This window comes from Dyadobacter sandarakinus (assembly GCF_016894445.1).
GTDB lineage: Bacteria > Bacteroidota > Bacteroidia > Cytophagales > Spirosomataceae > Dyadobacter > Dyadobacter sandarakinus.
The window spans coordinates 2,493,478-2,509,517 of record NZ_CP056775.1 but is presented as its reverse complement, the minus strand read 5'-3'; the positions used below and the strand labels follow the sequence as shown (position 1 = coordinate 2,509,517).

Below are 16,040 nucleotides of genomic sequence, written 5' to 3'. Positions count from 1 at the left end.
GGATAGCGATTGGATGCCGGACTATTAAGCCCCGCCCAGGCTAACCATTGCTTTGATCACGCCATTTGCAGGATCAAGCCAGCTGGCAAAATGCTCCTTCACTTCACCGAAAGTGACCCGGTGGGTAATATAGGTTTTGGGATCGACCTGGCCTTTTTTCATACAGGCAATCACATGCGTAAAATCTTCGCGCGTGGCATTGCGGCTGCTCATCAGGGTAGCTTCACGCTTGTGAAAATCGGGGTGACTGAAAGAAATTTCCCCTTTCTGCAAACCCACAAGCACATAGCGCGCACCGTGAGCGAGGTATGCAAATGCAGTATTAATCGCACGCAAGCTGCCGGTTGCATCAATCACGACCGTGGGCATGTCGCCGCCCGTTATTTCGGCGAGCCGCGCAGGTACATCATCGCTCAATGCATTGACGGTATATTCAACGCCCAGTTTTTGTCTACAGAAGTCCAGCCGGGAATCATTGATATCAAGTGCAATCACCTTTCCGCCTGCAATGCGGGCAAACTCCATTGTTCCCAAACCGATAGGCCCTGCACCAACCACGAGCACAAACTCGCCCGGCTGTACACCTGCGCGTCTCACCCCATGAGCGCCAATCGCGAGTGGCTCAACCAATGCAAGTTCGTCAAAGCTGAGCCCGTCGCCGTGTACCAGCGTATGGGAAGGCACCGAGTAGTACTCGCACATGCCACCGTCGATATGCACACCTGAAACTTTCAGGCTCGTGCAGCAGTTGGTTTTTCCATTGCGGCAGGCGATGCACTCGCCACAGTGGAAGTAGGGGAGGAAAGTAACGGCCTCACCAACTGAAAAACCGGGGGCATTGTCCATTTCAACAATTTCTCCCGCCAGCTCGTGGCCGAGGGTTCTTGGATAGTTGAAAAAAGGCTGGGTACCTTCAAAAGCATGCAGGTCGGTGCCGCAGATGCCTATTCTTCTGATCTTTAAAATGGTATGATCCTTTTGCAGGACAGGCTTCTCGGCCTGCTGGTATTCAAATGTACCGGGCGTAATGCAGGATAGTAGTTTCATAGCTTTATGAATTGGCCAGAGCGCGGTCAAGGTGTACATATCCGCCATCAACATAAATCAGCTGACCGGTTGTATGGCTGGATTTTTCTGAAAGGAGAAATGCGGTCATGTTCGCGATCTCTTCGGCGGTTGTCATGCGGTTTTCAAGAGGGATCTTCGAAACGATTTCTTCCAGCTTTTCTTTGGGGTTCGGAAGTGTTTCAATCCACTTTTCATACAGCGGAGTCCAGCATTCCGCCACGATCACAGAATTGACGCGTATGCCATATTTCAGAAGCTCAACGGCCCACTCACGCGTCAGTGCATTGCGTCCGCCATTTGCGGCAGCATAGGCGGAAGTACCTCCCTGGCCGGTATCAGCCGTTTTCGAACTGATATTGACGATTGATCCTTTCGACTTTTTCAGTGCCGGCAAAGCGTGCTGGGCCATGAGATAATAATGAACCACATTCTTGTGCAAGGAAGCGATAAACTGGTCATAGGTGCCATTTTCCAGCCCCACACCATCATTGACACCTGCATTGTTTACCAACCCGTCGATACGGCCATACTGCTCCAAAATAGCAGCAACTGCGATTTCGGATGCTTTTGGGTCCGTAAGTTCGGCTACAACGTGGGAGGCAGCCAAACCCTGGCTCGTCAGTGCCTCCACTACTTTAAGGTTATCACCTTCATTCCGGCCTACAATCACCGGAATAGCACCTTCCGACGCGAGAACCTGAACAATCCCCTCACCAATTCCCTTGGCTCCGCCGGTTACAACAATCACTTTATCTTTTAATCCCAAATCCATTTTAAAATCATTTATCTGAAACAACACAAAACCAAATTATGCCACCAAATTCCTTCATCAATGTGCGGTCCCCAGCTTCACCTGCTTCACGGAATTATTCCGGACGGCAAAATACAGCACTACCAGAAAGCAAACCGCCGGCACAACGTAGGAAGTCTGGATGGACGACATATCCGACACCTGGCCCATGATCACCGGGAAAAAAGCGCCGCCGACAATCGCCATAATCACCAGCGAGGAGCCTATTTTGGTCTTTTCACCCAGTCCGCGTATGCTCAGCGCAAAAATGGTAGGGAACATGATCGACATAAAAAACTCCACACCAACCAGTGCGTACACCGCGAACATACCCTGGGTCGTAACCGCAATGATCAGAAGGACTACATTGATGATGCTGTAAATGGCCAGCAGCCTGGGAGGTGCAACAAAGCGCATCAGGTAAGTGCCCACAAACCGCCCGATCATAAAGGCAAGCAGCGCCACTGCGAGGAAATAAGCGGCTGTCTTTTCTTCAATACCGGCTACTTTATCGGAAAAACGAATGAAAAAACTGCTGATACAAACCTGGGCGCCTACATAAAAAAACTGCGCGGCAGTACCCAGTATAAGGTTCTTTTCACCCCAGATAGATCCCCCGGCAGCTTCGCCGGATTCTTCTTCGTCCTTGATTTCCGGCAAGGTTGTGCGCCAGATCATCACGGCAACAAAAAGCACGACCAGACCAATGATAACAAACGGTAATTGTACCGAAGAGGCTTCTGCATCGAGATAGGCATCGAGCTGGGTCGGCGACATGGCTGCCTGCTCCTGAGCGGTCAGCGTTTTTCCTGAAAGTATAAAAGTGCCACCCATCAAAGGAGCCAGAAAGGCCGCCAATCCATTGAAGGACTGCGCGAAGTTGAGCCGCTGGGTTGCTGAATCCGGGTCGCCGAGCACGGTAATGTACGGGTTGGCGGCTGTTTCGAGCATGGTGAGTCCGCTGGCAATTACAAACAGGGCAAAGAGGAAAAAACCAAAGTGCCGCATTTCGGCAGCGGGATAGAACATGAAGGTGCCGATGGCAAAAAGCACCAGCCCAAGTGTAATGCCGGATTTGTAACCATACCGTTTCATAAAAAGTCCGGCGGGCAGTGCAATCAGGAAGTAGGCGATGTAGGAAGCAGAATCAATGAGTGCAGACTGGAAGTCGCTGAGCTGACACGCTTTTTTTAAATGGGGTATTAAAATCGGGTTCAGATTGAGGGCAAATCCCCAGAGAAAAAACAGGGAGGTAATCAAAATGACGGCCAGGCGCGTCTTGCGATCGGACATAAACCAGCGGGTTCAGGGTTCAGGATTAATTCGCCGGCAAATTAAACAAAGCCGGTGAATTATATTCCTTTTGCCTGAAATAGGCCTATCTCAAATATAAATGCAGCTGTACTTCGTCTTTTTTTCTTCTGGAAATCTCTACCTGCGACCCGTCGGAAAGCACAATGAACTCGTTGCTGTTACTGATGCGGACGATGTGTTCCGGGTTGACGAGGTGCGACTTGTGGGTACGGATAAATTTGAACTGGTCCAGCATTTCTTCAAAGTGTTTGAGCGTCTTGCTGGCTACAAACGGACGTTTGTCTTTCAAATGGATGACCGTGTAGTTGCGGTCGGCTTCCAGGCGCACAATTTCGGCGATGGTAAAAAAGAACACACCCTCGCTGGAAGGGACCGCCAGCCTGAACTCCTTAATTTCCTTTTTCTCAATGTTGGCGACCAGGTTTTCGTAGAGCTGCCGCTTGTGGCGGTAGGATTCGTGCTTGCTCATGTGGCGCTGCACAGCCTGGATCAGCTCATCGGGATCAACCGGTTTCAGCAGGTAATCCAAAGCACTGAAACGAATGGCCTGGATCGCGTAATGATTGTAGGCGGTGGTAAAAATGATGTCGAAGGATGGGGTGTCCAGGTCTTGCAGGAGGTCAAAGCCATTCTGATGCGGCATTTCAACGTCCAGGAATACAATCCCCGGATTGTAACCGACGAGGATACGACGGGCTTCCTCGACGGAAGCTGCACACCTCACTTCTGAAATTTCCGGAACAAAGCTTTCAATATAATGCTGAAGAACGTTCCTGGCTTTGAACTCGTCATCAATGATCAGAACCTTTACCATAATGTTGCTGGATTTTCACGTTAAAGTATTTGCCTACCGACTTGTGTAGTAAGTACAAAGTAGCCCAAATAGAAGACAGAGACGCTTCTTAATAATCCTCCGGCTGGTCACGATTATTTAAAGGTAAAAATATGGATATGCTCCTCCTTTCCGGTTGAAAATTCAGCTGGTACACAATGCTTTTTACACAGGATAATTCATTGCTGCCAGACGAAAAACGAGCCGTGCGGCCAAGCTGCAAACAAACTACTTTGAGGCCTGTTTTTTTTCGCTTTAAAATATGAAAATATGAACTGGTTTATTGCAGGTGTTGTGGTACATGTCTGTGGCATTATCCTGGTGGCAGCCAATGCATTGATCGACCATTTTAACGGTTCGTCGAGCGACAATGCGGCGGTTAATCTGCTTGGGTTGGCGATGGTCGTAATCCTTGGAATTGCATTTGCCCTGAAAAGCTCAGGCATGCTGGCAGCGGCCAATATCCTGCTCTGGATACCGGGTTTTCCGATGGCAATCCTTTTTCTGTTCTTCCTTTTTTACCTGATATTGTCGTATTGCTCAGGCACGGGTTGGCAGTAGGTTCAATAATGCTCTGCATCGAGCGGTTTTTGCTGGAAGCTGTAAATGAGGTAAATCAGCGCGGGTAATATCAGCACGCTGCCCAGCAGCAGCGCCATACCCAGCGCCTCAATCGTTTTTTCGTGTCCGCTGTGTTCGAGGAGTGAAAGGTAGCCACCGCCTCTCAGGATCACAATGTTCGGAAAGTGCCGGTACGTAGTGGTAAGCAGGATCATGGTCACCTGAAATCCGGCCAGAATGCGCAGCAGGCCGATCTGGCCCCGGTACAGCAACGACCACATCCAAACCAGTGACAAGGTGGCAAACAGGATTGCAAGCCTTCCCACCCAGTTGCCGAATACCCAGTCTATCAAAGGTATTTTTTCAAAATAGGCAGCCGCAAATACGAGTATGCCGCAAATCACCGCTGCAATGTTGAAAAACTGGGCTTTGTGCGCGAACCGCAGCCGTTCTTCATCGCTATCTGCCTCGCCGATGAGGTACACCGATGCCAGAAAGCCGCATATCGAAACCGTGAACAAGCCTACTGCAGCCGAAAACCAGTGCAGCCAGCTGAAAATGTAGGCTGAAAGAAAATCACGTGCATTGGGATCAATGTGCCCGGAAACCGCACTGCCTGCAATGATGCCGAGAAAAAAAGGCGTGGTGAAGCTTGAATAAACGAAAATGGTATTGTACAAACTTTGTGTGTCATCCTTGACAGCATCATAATGCCTGAAAGTGAAAGCCGTACCCCGGGCAATAATGCCGAGCAGCATGATCGTCAGCGGAATGTGCAGATTGACAGACATCGTAGCGTAGATCAGCGGAAAACCTACAAACAGGATCACAATGGCAATGATCAGCCACATATGGTTAGCCTCCCAGATCGGCCCGATGGCAGCATACAGGGTTTTCCGCGTGATCGCCTTGTTTTTTCGTGACGTAAAAAGTTCAAGAATCCCCGCCCCGAAATCCGCACCCCCCAGCAGCAGGTAAAGCAGAATAGACGCCCAGAGGAATGTGATGACAACGTAGAGCATGGGAGGGAGTTTTAGTTTTAAATGATTGAATGATTGAATGACTGAATGATTGAGTTGTGAGTTAGCGAATGTGTGAGTGAGTGAGTGAGTATATAATTTTGAATGATTGAATGACTGAATGACTGAATTGTGAGTTGGCGAATGAGTGAGTGAGTGAGTGAGTATTTAATTTTGAATGATTGAATGATTGAGTTGTGATTTAGTGAATGAGTGAGTGAGTGAGTATTTAATTTTGAATGATTGAATGATTGAGTTGTGATTTAGTGAATGAGTGAGTGAGTGAGTATTTAATTTTGAATGATTGGATTCTGAACGGCTGAATTAGGGATTTAAAATGATTGGGTATCCTGATCAAAGAATCTGCTTTAAAAGTCAATTGAAAACCCTTTGCCCCACTCGCTAACTCACTCCCTCACTAACTCACAACTCAGACCATCTGCTAGCTCACTCATTTACTAACTCAAACATTCAATCATTCAGTCATTCGGTCATTCAAAATTAAAACTTGCTCACTCACTCATTCACTAACTCAAAACTCCCCCATTCAATCATCTAAAACTCTCCCCCTCCTCATCGTACAACTTCCCGACCATCTTAATCTGCCGGTAGAGCATGAAAATCACAAAAAGTGCCAGGGAAACGTATACGGCCGTGAAGAGGTAAAATGAGTAGGCAATGCCCGGCATGGGGGTGACGGCGTCGGCAGTGCGCATGACGTTGTAAATGATCCAGGGTTGGCGGCCAACTTCGGTGACGGTCCAGCCTGCTTCCACTGCAATGAATCCCAGCGGGGTCGCCAGCGCAAAAAGCTTGAACAACCAACTTTTGGTCAGCCATTTTTTATGTTTAAACAAAGCCAGCAGGTACACCGCAGCGATGCCCATCATGATCATACCCATCCCCACCATCGTTTGGAATGCATAATGCGTGATAGCGACCGGCGGGTGGTTTTCTTTGGCAATACGATCCAACCCTGTTACTTCGGCCTCGAAGTTGCCGTGAGCCAGAAAACTCAGAAAGCCCGGCAGCCGCAGTGCATATTTTACCTCTCTCGCTTCCTCGTCGGGTATGCCGCCTACAATGAGCGAGGCAGACTTTTCGGTTTCGAAATGGGCTTCCATCGCGGCAAGCTTGGCAGGCTGGCGGGTAGCCACATCCTTGGCAGAAATGTCGCCGCTCAGTGGCTGAACAAGCGCGGCCACACATCCGAAAATAGCAGCGATTTTGAATGATCGGGTATGGAAAGCGATATGCTGTCCGCGGAGGATCATAAGGGCATGAATGCCCGCGACGGCAAAGCCTGTGGCGGCAAAAGCGGCGATGGTCATGTGCAAGGCCTGTGAAAACCAGGCTCTGTTGAACATAGCTGCAATGGGATCAATGTTCAAGTATTGTCCGTTTACAAAGTCAAAGCCCGCAGGGCTGTTCATCCAGGCATTGGCAGCCACCACGAGTATACCCGAGGCCAGCCCGCTTACGCCCACAATCACCCCGGTAAACCAGTGAAACCAGGGATTAAAGCGTTCCCAGCCATAAAGAAAAAAGCCAAGCGCGATCGCTTCAATAAAAAATGCAGTTCCTTCCAGCGAAAAAGGCATCCCGAAAATGGGACCCGCATGTTTCATAAACTCCGGCCACAAAAGTCCGAGCTCAAAGGATAGTACCGTACCGGAAACAGCGCCTGTTGCAAAGAAAATGGCAACTCCTTTGCTCCACGCCTTCGTAACGTTCCGGTAAACAACGTTATGGGTGGTGAGCCAGTAGTAGTGGGCCACGGCCATGAAAAAGGGCATGACCATCCCAATGCAGGAAAACACAATATGGAACCCCAGCGATAGGGCCATTTGCGACCTGGCGGCTATAAAATCATTCATGGCGTAGTGTCAACCAAGGGTGTAAACTGTCGGATCAAGTGCATGTGCGGTTCATTCAAAGCTAGTGAAGTCTGGTGAAAACCTGCACTAAAAACCCACATTTATGACCGCCAGCATTGGTTTTTCAGCCCTCGTTTCCTTCTTTCCCGTGCAACTTTCTCTTAACCAGATCCCCCGGATATTTCAGTGCGAGCTGACGCACATCGTAGGTGAACTCTTTGAATGTTTCCTCCCACATCTCGGGCTCGCCGGGCTCGTATTCGTAAAATCCATGACCATTGAGCACGCCCTTGCCGCCTTCCCGAACCACTTTGTCGATCAGTTCGGGTACTTCCTGACCGTTGAAGAGGGTAGGAAGGAGGTTTTTCATCACCGTATGGTAGGCCGGTACACCCGTCAGGTCCATCCATCTGAAAATGCCCACAAAGGTCATGAAGTAGCCCGCATTATTCCGGCATGAGCGGTCCACATCTTCAATGGTTGCATAGCCGTTCTCCACCAGGTTGATCGCCTCACGGTACATAGCGTACATAAGCCGGTTGGTGATGAATCCGGCAATGTCTTTCCGCACCAGGATCGGCTCTTTTTGCCACAAATGTGAAAGTTTGTACAGGTATTCGCCGTACTGCACATCCGACGCGTCGCCGCAGATGATTTCCAGAAAGCGCGTGGTGTGTGCGGGTTCTGTCCAGTGAAGTCCCAGAAAACGTTCGGGATGACGGGTCAGGTTTTGCAGTGTACTGATCGGGATGGCCGAGGTATTGCTGCTCAGGATCGCATCAGGCGCAATCACATCCTCTATTTTCTTGTAAACCGAAGCCTTGATGTCGACGTTTTCAATGGTGCATTCATTGACGATCCGGCAGGGCCGGAGCTGGCCGTAATCTTCGGAGATCACCAGATTTTGGAGGTAATGCTCCGGGTCAAACCCGATCAGGCCTTTGTCGCGGGCTGTTTGCAGGTGCTCGCGGATGCGGTTACCGGCAGTACCCATATCCGCGCTGATCGGTGCGATAGCTACGACCGGATGACCGGCAATAAGGAGGCAGGTAACAATGCTGCAGCCCATCAGTCCGAGGCCGACGATGCCCACGGGAATTTCATTGGTGTTCATATTTACAGGTCAGGATGTTGGTTCAATGCAATGGAAACCAAAGGAGCCATCCTGACTGATTTACTACCAAAAAAGCCCCGGAAACTGAATTCCGGGGCTTTTTTGATAAGCAATACTTGTTATTTCGACCAGTTGGAAACTTCTGTTTCTACCTCTTCCCTGGTTTTGCCGAGCTTCTGCTGCAGGCGGCCAAGAAGCTGATCTTCCTGTCCTTCTTCATACAGCAGGTCGTCGTCTGTAAGATCTGCATACTGGGCTTTCAGTTTTCCTTTCAACTCATTCCAGTTTCCTTTTACTTGTTGTGAGAACGCACTCATGATATGTGGATTTTAGTTTGAACAAAAATGCTCCCTTCAGAAGCACCTATTTGCCGGTAACTATCTCAATAATCGTTCCTGCATCTATTCCAAAGCATTCCAGGGTTGGCGCGCAAAGGATGAGCAAAATATTTCCCGGTTGCAGAAAAGGCCAATGATATGCAGCATTAATCCAGGATCGTCATGCATTCAGCAGTTTGTCCAGCCGCACAATTGCCTGCACCATGGAGCGTACCGAATGGTAATTCACTTTCCATGAGTGGCTCATATGTTTCCAGATCGGCTCGCCCTGCCGGGTAAGCAGCGGAAGCCACTCGCCGACTTCCGAGTGGATCATATGGTCAAACACAAAGCGGTGGGTGGCATGGTATGCTTCCAGGTATTTTTCATCCTTGTAAACGCGGTACGCATCGAGCATCCCGATAATCACTTCCGCTTGCTGCCAGAACTCTTTTTCCCGGTCGTAAACCTCGCCGGAATGTGAACCTTCCACATACACGCCTCCGTACTCCCAGTCTATCCCATAGGCTACCGCATGGTCAAACGAAGCGCGCAGCTGGTCTTCAAAGTGGCTGTATGGAATATCCAGGATATCCAGCGCATGCATCAGCAGCCAGGCAAACTCCACATTGTGCCCGTAACTGGTATTGTCCTCCGCCGCCGCCTTCATCCCGTCTTCCGAAAAACGGTCCCAGCCCCAGATGATGTCAAACTTGATCTGGGGTGCGACGGTCCAGTCGGCCCAGAACTGCGGAATGCCCGTCTTGTACTCGGGATGCATGATCCGGTGAATCAGTAATTCTATGATTTCGAGCAGCTTGCGGCGGTGTACCTGCTTTCCGCTGGCCTCGTACAAGGTTGTGAATGCCTCCATCAGGTGCATGTGCGCGTCCAGCGTTTTCCGGTCACCACCGGCCGCTCCCGGTCCTTTGAGCTCCCAATTGCGGTGGAACATTTCAAAATATCCGCCATAATAAGTATCTGCACCATGTTTTTGAAGCAAGTCAAAAACCTTCTCAGCATATTCAAGGCCGCGCGGATCGCCCGTAGCCAGTGTGTATTCTGCCAGGCTGTACATGGCGAAACTATGTCCGTATATGATCTTCTCGTCAATCTTCACATTCCCTTTCCGATCCATGAGCCAGTAAAATCCGCCATTTTCTTCATCCCACATTTTGCCGATCAGAAAGTCGACTCCATGCCGGGCAATGTCTGCATAGCGCCCCTCACCATATCCTGCCCGGTGAGCAGACGAGAATGTAAAAACCGTCCGCGTTTGTGCAATCAGAGATTTTTCATCCTCGCCCGAATCATTTCCGGCATTGTCAAAGTGCGTGATAAATCCGCCGTTTTCTTTATCTACACAACGATTTTCCCAAAATGGAAGGAGCTCTGTGGTCAAATGGTTGTAAATTTCCTTGCGGTAATCGTGAAGCTGTGCTGCATTCATGGAGGTGGACATGCTTTTGGTTTTGTTGGATAAATGATTGTTCAGGCAAGCTTTACGGTACCCCCCGATTTTGCCGCCTGATAAATGGCCTCTACAATGCGGATGTCGCGCATGCCTTCCTCGCCGGGTACCAGCTGCGGCTTGTTCTGCATAATTGAAAGTGCATCTTCGTCCATTTGCTTGGCTTGTTGATTGTCAACCGGGAAGTTGATCTCGCCCAGTGTACTTTGCCCTTTGTTGTTTTCGTAGGCTGAAAAGTTGTCCATGTGCAATGAGCCTTTATCGTAATTGACTTTCAGAAAGTTCGTGTTGATGCCGTGGCTTCCCGTGCAGCTGGCTACTGCCCCGCTGGGAAAGTGCAGCTGAAAATGCGTGATCTCATCGGCCTCCCTGAAAATCTCGGGTCGGTTCACCACGTGCTGGGCAGTAAGGCTTACGGGCTCCTCACCGGCAGCCAGCCTGGCTCCCTGCAATGCATATACGCCCATATCATACATGGCGCCGCCTCCCATGGATCGTCGTACTTTCCAGTTGTCGGCCCTGCTTTCCTTATAGCCGGCTGCGCAGGAGATCAGCTGGACCTTCCCGAGTGATTTCTCCCGCGCAATCCGCATAAATTCCTGCGTATTGGGGTCGTGCTGGCACCGGTACCCGATCGCCAGGCTCCGCCGGTTATCCTTGCAGGCCCTGATCATCTCTTCACATTCCCGTACGTTCAGGGCCATCGGTTTTTCACAAAAAACATGTTTCCCGGCTTTCGCTGCCCGGATGGTGTACTCCTTGTGCATGGACGGCGGAAGGACTACATACACAATATCAATGTCGGGGTTGTTGGCGATCTGGTCGAAATTGGCGTAGGTGTAAATGTTTTTATCAGGAATGCCGTACTTTTTCTTCCATACTTCAGCCTTGTCCGCAGTCCCCGAAACAATCCCTGCCAGGTAGCAATTTTTGGTTTTTTGAAGCGCAGGAGCCAGGAGATCGGTGCTGTAATAGCCCAGTCCCACAAGTGCGACCCCCAGTCTTTCCTTGGGTTTTTTAAATGCAAATACATGGGGTGAAAACGCTGCGGCAGCCAGTCCGGTACCCGCCGCCAGAAAGTCTCTCCGCGTAACCGGAGTGATGATTTTTGTCTGCATCGTTCAGTTTTTTCTAGTTAAGTCAATAAATTTCCAGAACTACTTGAAGCGGCAAAAAGGCTTAACATTTGCAAATAGGCCTGCATACGTCTTACTTCGCAAAGAATATTAACCGCTGTTTTTATGAGCAATCCCGAAATTGTCGAGATACTGGAACTCACTGCCAAGCTGATGGAGCTGCATGGCGCCGACCCTTTCAAGATCAAGGGCTACTCCATTGCCGCTTTTTACCTCGACAAATACAAGGAGGGCGAGTTGCAGCACATGACGGAAGCTGAGCTGGTGAAATTGCAGGGCATTGGCAAAAGTACTGCGGGCAAAATCATGCAGATCACTCAGACCGGCACCTTTCCTGAACTGGAACAGCTCCTTGCCAATACGCCGCTCGGCGTGATGGAAATGTTCAATATTAAGGGAATAGGTGCAAAAAAGATTGCTTTGCTCTGGAAAGAGCTCGGGATCGACAATCTGCACGAACTGGAACTGGCCTGCCTCAATGGAAGCGTGGCCAAGCTCAAAGGTTTTGGCGGAAACATACAGCAAAAAATCCTCGATTCACTGGCATTCCTCAAAGACCAGGCCGGAAAGTTAAGGATGGACAAGGCCGCGATAGTGACCGATATGATCTGTCATGAGCTGAAAAAAACATTTGAAATGGTGGAAGTAGCAGGGGATGTACGCCGCCGCACGGAAACCGCGGAAAGCATTGTGGTACTTGTGGGAACGGATTCGCCTGCGCTCCTGCAGACGATCATCGGAGAAACACCATTGCTGGTACAGGACGAGAAGCGCTCCTCGCCCTTTGTGTGGCGCGGACATGTGCAGGACTTTGCGATCGAGATCGAGATCTTGGCCGTGCAGCCTGACCGGATGGTAAATGAACTGTTTCTGGAAACGGCTGATGCGGAGCACCTCGGGTATGTCACAACAACGGGTAGTACCCTCTGGAAAAAAGCCTATTATGAGCCTGCCGAAAGTGAGCAGGCGATTTATATCAATGCAGGCCTGCCATACATTGTGCCCGAAATGCGCGAAGGAGCCGGGGAATTTGCCTGGGCCGAGCGTCATTCCCCCGACCAGCTTGTGACCTGGAACGATCTGCGCGGCATCCTGCACAACCATAGTACGTACTCGGACGGCCAGCATACGCTGGAACAAATGGCGCGGTATTGCCGGGATCTCGGATTTGAGTACTTAGGCATCGCCGACCATTCCCAGACAGCGACCTACGCGCAGGGATTGAAAATAGAAGATGTGCTTCGCCAGCATGCCGAGATTGATAAACTGAATGCCCTGTTTGCTGCCGGGGATCCTGTAAAACCATTTAAAATCCTGAAAGGAACCGAGTCGGACATCCTGGGCGATGGTTCGCTCGATTATCCTGCGGAAATCCTGGCCAGCTTCGACTACATTGTGGCTTCGGTGCATAGTAACCTGACCATGTCGCAGGAAAAAGCCACTGCACGGCTGCTGAGGGCTATTGAAAATCCGTACACCACTATTTTAGGACATCCCACAGGCAGACTGCTGCTTTCTAGGGAAGGTTACCCGATTGATCATAAGGTTATCATTGATGCCTGCGCGGAACGTCAGGTTGTGATTGAGATCAATGCATCTCCCTGGCGCCTCGACCTGGATTGGCGGTGGATTTCATATTGTATGGAAAAAGGTGTACTGCTCAGCATCAATCCCGACGCTCACGCCATGGAGGGCTATCACGACATGCATTATGGCGTAGCCGTAGCCAGGAAAGGCGGCCTGACGGCCGAGAGTACCTTCAATGCATTTTCGCTGGACAAGATGGAGTCCTACCTGGCCGACCGCCGGAAGCTGTTTGGCTCACCGGCATAGCCTGCGGGTGGTTGTATTTTATAGTTGGTGATTGTATTTGACAAATGCACAATTACCCTGCATTCGTCAGAGTACCCGGATCCCGGCCTCGTCGCCCGCCATTTTTACGGGCAGGTGGCCGATGATCCCCGACTTCAATGCATCAATAAGGCGGCTTTTCATTTGCTCCCTGCTGACTACCAGGCACACTTCGCGGGCGGGCTCGGGAAAACGGAAGTTCCGGATATGCCTGCGCCGCTCCTCGGAAAGTTCGTGGACGGCCATCTCGGGCAGGATCGTGATCCCGCCGTTTTTCTCCACCAGGCGGATCAGTGTTTCGATGCTGCCCGAACGATAGTTAAAGCTGCTGCCGAACTGGCTGTTGCGGCTTAGTTCACACAAGCGTTGGATCTGGGTGCGGAAACAGTGGCCCTCTTCGAGCAGCCAGAGCTCATTGGGCTCAATGTCGGATGGCAAAATGTACTGTTTGGAAAACAGCCCCGTGTTTTCGGATACAAATGCAAAAAAACGCTCCTTGTACAGCGGGATCTCATATAAGCTGCTCTCTTCTGCCAGGGAAGCAACAATACCCGCATCCAGATTCCCCGTTTTCAGGTCGGTGATGATCCGCTCTGTGATCATTTCGGAGACGTGCAGGCGAATTTGGGGATATTCCGTTATAAATGGATTGACCACGTGCGGCAGCAGGTACGGCGCGATGGTCGGGATGACACCGATCCGCAGCTCGCCCGACAGGTCACCATTGAAATGCTTTGCAATCTCCGACATCCTTGACGCTTCACGCAGCACGGTTTTAGCCTGGTCAATCACTTCGCGGCCAATGCCGGTAGGTACGACCGGCTGCTTGGTACGATCGAAAATTTTGATGGAGAGTTCCTCTTCCAGCTTGCGGATCATCATGGAAAGGGTAGGTTGGGTCACATTGCAGTGCTCCGCCGCCTGAACGAAATGCCGGTAATTATCTACTGCAACAATGTATTCGAGTTGTTGAATGTTCATCAGGGTTGTAAATGGTCACTAAAAGCTTGTGAAGAAAACCAGCCGGGTTAGCCGCTTCAACTTGCAGGTAAATAGATTGAATTTATACAAATATAAAAACAATCATTTTGATTTATTATCCTGAACCCGCTAGCATTGTGACATAATTTTTTTCACCAGTTAAAAGCACATCACAATGTCGGACGAAAAGAAAAAGCTGACCACAGCTTCGGGAAGGCCGTATGCTGAAAATGAAAATTCCATGACTGCCGGTCCGCGTGGGCCGGTTTTGTTGCAGGATGTATTCCTGCACGAAAAAATGGCCCACTTCAACCGCGAACGTATACCGGAAAGGGTTGTCCACGCAAAAGGTTCCGGCGCCTATGGTACCTTCACGGTCACACATGATATTACGCAGTTCACCAAAGCGAAGCTTTTCAGTGAAGTAGGGAAGGAAACAAAGGTCTTTCTGCGCTTCTCGACGGTGGGCGGTGAAAAAGGATCGGCAGATACCGAACGTGACCCGCGGGGTTTTGCATTAAAGTTTTATACGGAGGATGGCAACTGGGACCTGGTAGGGAACAATACGCCTATTTTTTTTATCAAAGACCCTAAGAAATTTCCTGATTTTATACATACCCAAAAGAGGGATCCGCGCACCAACTGTAAAAGTGCAACCATGATGTGGGACTTCTGGTCGCTCAATCCCGAGAGCCTGCACCAGATCATGTTCCTGTTCAGCGATCGCGGCACGCCATACAGCTACCGCCACATGCACGGTTTTGGAAGCCATACCTTTTCGCTGATCAACAGTCAGCATGAGCGTGTATACGTGAAGTTCCACTTTAAGACGCTGCAGAAAATCAAAAACTTCACGAATGCAGAAGCGGGCAGGATGAAGGGTATGGACGCAGATTGGGCGCAGCGCGACCTCGTGGAGTCTATCGACGCGGGTGATTTTCCAAAATGGGCAATGAAGATTCAGGTCATGACGGAGGAGCAAACCCGTACTTTCCGCTGGAATCCTTTTGACCTGACCAAGGTGTGGCCGCAGGGCGAGTTCCCGCTGATCGACGTGGGTACGCTCGAACTGAACAAAATTCCCAATAACTTCTTTGCAGATGTGGAGCAGGCTGCATTTGCGCCGTCGCATGTAGTAGATGGTATCGGCTACTCGCCCGACAAAATGCTGCAGGGCCGCTTGCTCGCGTACCCGGATGCGCACCGCTACCGGCTGGGCGCCAACTTCGAGCAGCTGCCGGTAAACCGGTGCCCGTACGCGACGAACAATTACCAGCGTGACGGACAGATGCGGCTGGATGGAAACGGCGGTGACGCCCCCAACTACTTTCCAAACAGTTTTGATGATATTGAAGTAGATCACAGTTATAAAGAGCCCGCTTTGCAGCTGGATTCACTTACTGCTGACTGGTACGACCGCAATGGTGAGCATGAAAATGACCACTACACCCAGCCGGGTGTGTTGTTCAGGCAGGTATTTACGGACGAGGAAAGGACCACGCAGGTCAACAACCTGCTGGCTTCCCTCACCGCCGTCAATGGCCCCAAGCGCGAGGTGATCCTTAACCGGCAGCTATGCCACTTTTTCCGCGCCGACCCGGAACTGGGTGCACGCATTGCAGAAGGGCTTGGCATTGAGATAGATGCGTCGATGTTTGCCCACCACTGATCTGGTGCCTGGTTTGGAAAGGCGTCTTTATTGCGCTCTG

At 50.4% G+C, this 16,040-nt stretch carries 14 protein-coding genes; 3 read left to right on the top strand and 11 right to left on the bottom strand.

The annotated features are described in order from the left end of the window. Positions 1-24 precede the first annotated feature (24 nt). From HWI92_RS10110 to HWI92_RS10095, 4 genes are all read right to left on the bottom strand, one after another. Complete coding sequence (locus HWI92_RS10110; protein ID WP_204663335.1) at positions 25-1,047, bottom strand: zinc-binding alcohol dehydrogenase family protein; 1,023 nt, start codon at positions 1,045-1,047, stop codon at positions 25-27. Positions 1,048-1,051: 4 nt separating this feature from the next. Beyond that, positions 1,052-1,840, bottom strand: a complete 789-nt coding sequence (locus HWI92_RS10105; protein WP_204663333.1) for an SDR family oxidoreductase — start codon at positions 1,838-1,840, stop codon at positions 1,052-1,054. 57 nt (positions 1,841-1,897) lie between these two features. Continuing rightward, positions 1,898-3,151, bottom strand: a complete 1,254-nt coding sequence (gene fucP, locus HWI92_RS10100; RefSeq protein WP_204663330.1) for an L-fucose:H+ symporter permease — start codon at positions 3,149-3,151, stop codon at positions 1,898-1,900. Between the two features lie 85 nt (positions 3,152-3,236). After that, entirely contained in the window at positions 3,237-3,986 is a 750-nt protein-coding gene (locus HWI92_RS10095; protein WP_204663328.1) for a LytR/AlgR family response regulator transcription factor, read from the bottom strand. A gap of 288 nt (positions 3,987-4,274) precedes the next feature. Between HWI92_RS10095 and HWI92_RS10090 the strand changes: the two genes are divergently transcribed. Beyond that, a complete protein-coding gene (locus HWI92_RS10090; RefSeq protein WP_204663326.1) occupies positions 4,275-4,565 on the top strand; it encodes a hypothetical protein in 291 nt (96 codons plus the stop codon). A gap of 2 nt (positions 4,566-4,567) precedes the next feature. Here the strand turns inward: HWI92_RS10090 and HWI92_RS10085 are convergent, their stop codons facing one another. From HWI92_RS10085 to HWI92_RS10060, 6 genes are all read right to left on the bottom strand, one after another. After that, complete coding sequence (locus HWI92_RS10085; RefSeq protein WP_204663324.1) at positions 4,568-5,587, bottom strand: cytochrome d ubiquinol oxidase subunit II; 1,020 nt, start codon at positions 5,585-5,587, stop codon at positions 4,568-4,570. A 548-nt stretch (positions 5,588-6,135) separates the two neighbouring features. Then, positions 6,136-7,461, bottom strand: coding sequence for a cytochrome ubiquinol oxidase subunit I (locus HWI92_RS10080; RefSeq protein WP_204663322.1), 1,326 nt, complete (start codon positions 7,459-7,461; stop codon positions 6,136-6,138). A 124-nt stretch (positions 7,462-7,585) separates the two neighbouring features. After that, entirely contained in the window at positions 7,586-8,575 is a 990-nt protein-coding gene (locus HWI92_RS10075; protein WP_204663320.1) for a 3-hydroxyacyl-CoA dehydrogenase family protein, read from the bottom strand. Positions 8,576-8,694: 119 nt separating this feature from the next. Next, positions 8,695-8,892, bottom strand: coding sequence for a CsbD family protein (locus HWI92_RS10070; RefSeq protein ID WP_204663318.1), 198 nt, complete (start codon positions 8,890-8,892; stop codon positions 8,695-8,697). Positions 8,893-9,073: 181 nt separating this feature from the next. Further along, entirely contained in the window at positions 9,074-10,342 is a 1,269-nt protein-coding gene (locus HWI92_RS10065) for a beta-1,2-mannosidase (protein WP_204664446.1), read from the bottom strand. A gap of 41 nt (positions 10,343-10,383) precedes the next feature. Then, positions 10,384-11,481, bottom strand: a complete 1,098-nt coding sequence (locus HWI92_RS10060) for a Gfo/Idh/MocA family protein (protein WP_204663316.1) — start codon at positions 11,479-11,481, stop codon at positions 10,384-10,386. Between the two features lie 123 nt (positions 11,482-11,604). Between HWI92_RS10060 and HWI92_RS10055 the strand changes: the two genes are divergently transcribed. Continuing rightward, positions 11,605-13,332 carry a DNA polymerase/3'-5' exonuclease PolX gene (locus HWI92_RS10055; protein WP_204663314.1) on the top strand — a complete coding sequence of 576 codons (1,728 nt, stop codon included), beginning with the start codon at positions 11,605-11,607 and terminating at the stop codon, positions 13,330-13,332. 66 nt (positions 13,333-13,398) lie between these two features. Here HWI92_RS10055 and HWI92_RS10050 read toward each other — a convergent pair whose 3' ends face one another. Next, entirely contained in the window at positions 13,399-14,331 is a 933-nt protein-coding gene (locus HWI92_RS10050; protein ID WP_204663312.1) for a hydrogen peroxide-inducible genes activator, read from the bottom strand. A 175-nt stretch (positions 14,332-14,506) separates the two neighbouring features. Here HWI92_RS10050 and HWI92_RS10045 point away from each other — a divergent pair, with 175 nt between their 5' ends. Continuing rightward, positions 14,507-16,000, top strand: coding sequence for a catalase (locus HWI92_RS10045; protein ID WP_204663310.1), 1,494 nt, complete (start codon positions 14,507-14,509; stop codon positions 15,998-16,000). Positions 16,001-16,040: the final 40 nt, after the last annotated feature.

Excerpts from the sequence above, each read along its gene's own strand:
- HWI92_RS10110 (WP_204663335.1), bottom strand. The coding sequence starts at position 1,047 with ATGAAACTACTATCCTGCATTACGCCCGGTACATTTGAATACCAGCAG.
- HWI92_RS10105 (WP_204663333.1), bottom strand. The coding sequence starts at position 1,840 with ATGGATTTGGGATTAAAAGATAAAGTGATTGTTGTAACCGGCGGAGCC.
- fucP (WP_204663330.1), bottom strand. The coding sequence starts at position 3,151 with ATGTCCGATCGCAAGACGCGCCTGGCCGTCATTTTGATTACCTCCCTG.
- HWI92_RS10095 (WP_204663328.1), bottom strand. The coding sequence starts at position 3,986 with ATGGTAAAGGTTCTGATCATTGATGACGAGTTCAAAGCCAGGAACGTT.
- HWI92_RS10090 (WP_204663326.1), top strand. The coding sequence starts at position 4,275 with ATGAACTGGTTTATTGCAGGTGTTGTGGTACATGTCTGTGGCATTATC.
- HWI92_RS10085 (WP_204663324.1), bottom strand. The coding sequence starts at position 5,587 with ATGCTCTACGTTGTCATCACATTCCTCTGGGCGTCTATTCTGCTTTAC.
- HWI92_RS10080 (WP_204663322.1), bottom strand. The coding sequence starts at position 7,461 with ATGAATGATTTTATAGCCGCCAGGTCGCAAATGGCCCTATCGCTGGGG.
- HWI92_RS10075 (WP_204663320.1), bottom strand. The coding sequence starts at position 8,575 with ATGAACACCAATGAAATTCCCGTGGGCATCGTCGGCCTCGGACTGATG.
- HWI92_RS10070 (WP_204663318.1), bottom strand. The coding sequence starts at position 8,892 with ATGAGTGCGTTCTCACAACAAGTAAAAGGAAACTGGAATGAGTTGAAA.
- HWI92_RS10065 (WP_204664446.1), bottom strand. The coding sequence starts at position 10,342 with ATGAATGCAGCACAGCTTCACGATTACCGCAAGGAAATTTACAACCAT.
- HWI92_RS10060 (WP_204663316.1), bottom strand. The coding sequence starts at position 11,481 with ATGCAGACAAAAATCATCACTCCGGTTACGCGGAGAGACTTTCTGGCG.
- HWI92_RS10055 (WP_204663314.1), top strand. The coding sequence starts at position 11,605 with ATGAGCAATCCCGAAATTGTCGAGATACTGGAACTCACTGCCAAGCTG.
- HWI92_RS10050 (WP_204663312.1), bottom strand. The coding sequence starts at position 14,331 with ATGAACATTCAACAACTCGAATACATTGTTGCAGTAGATAATTACCGG.
- HWI92_RS10045 (WP_204663310.1), top strand. The coding sequence starts at position 14,507 with ATGTCGGACGAAAAGAAAAAGCTGACCACAGCTTCGGGAAGGCCGTAT.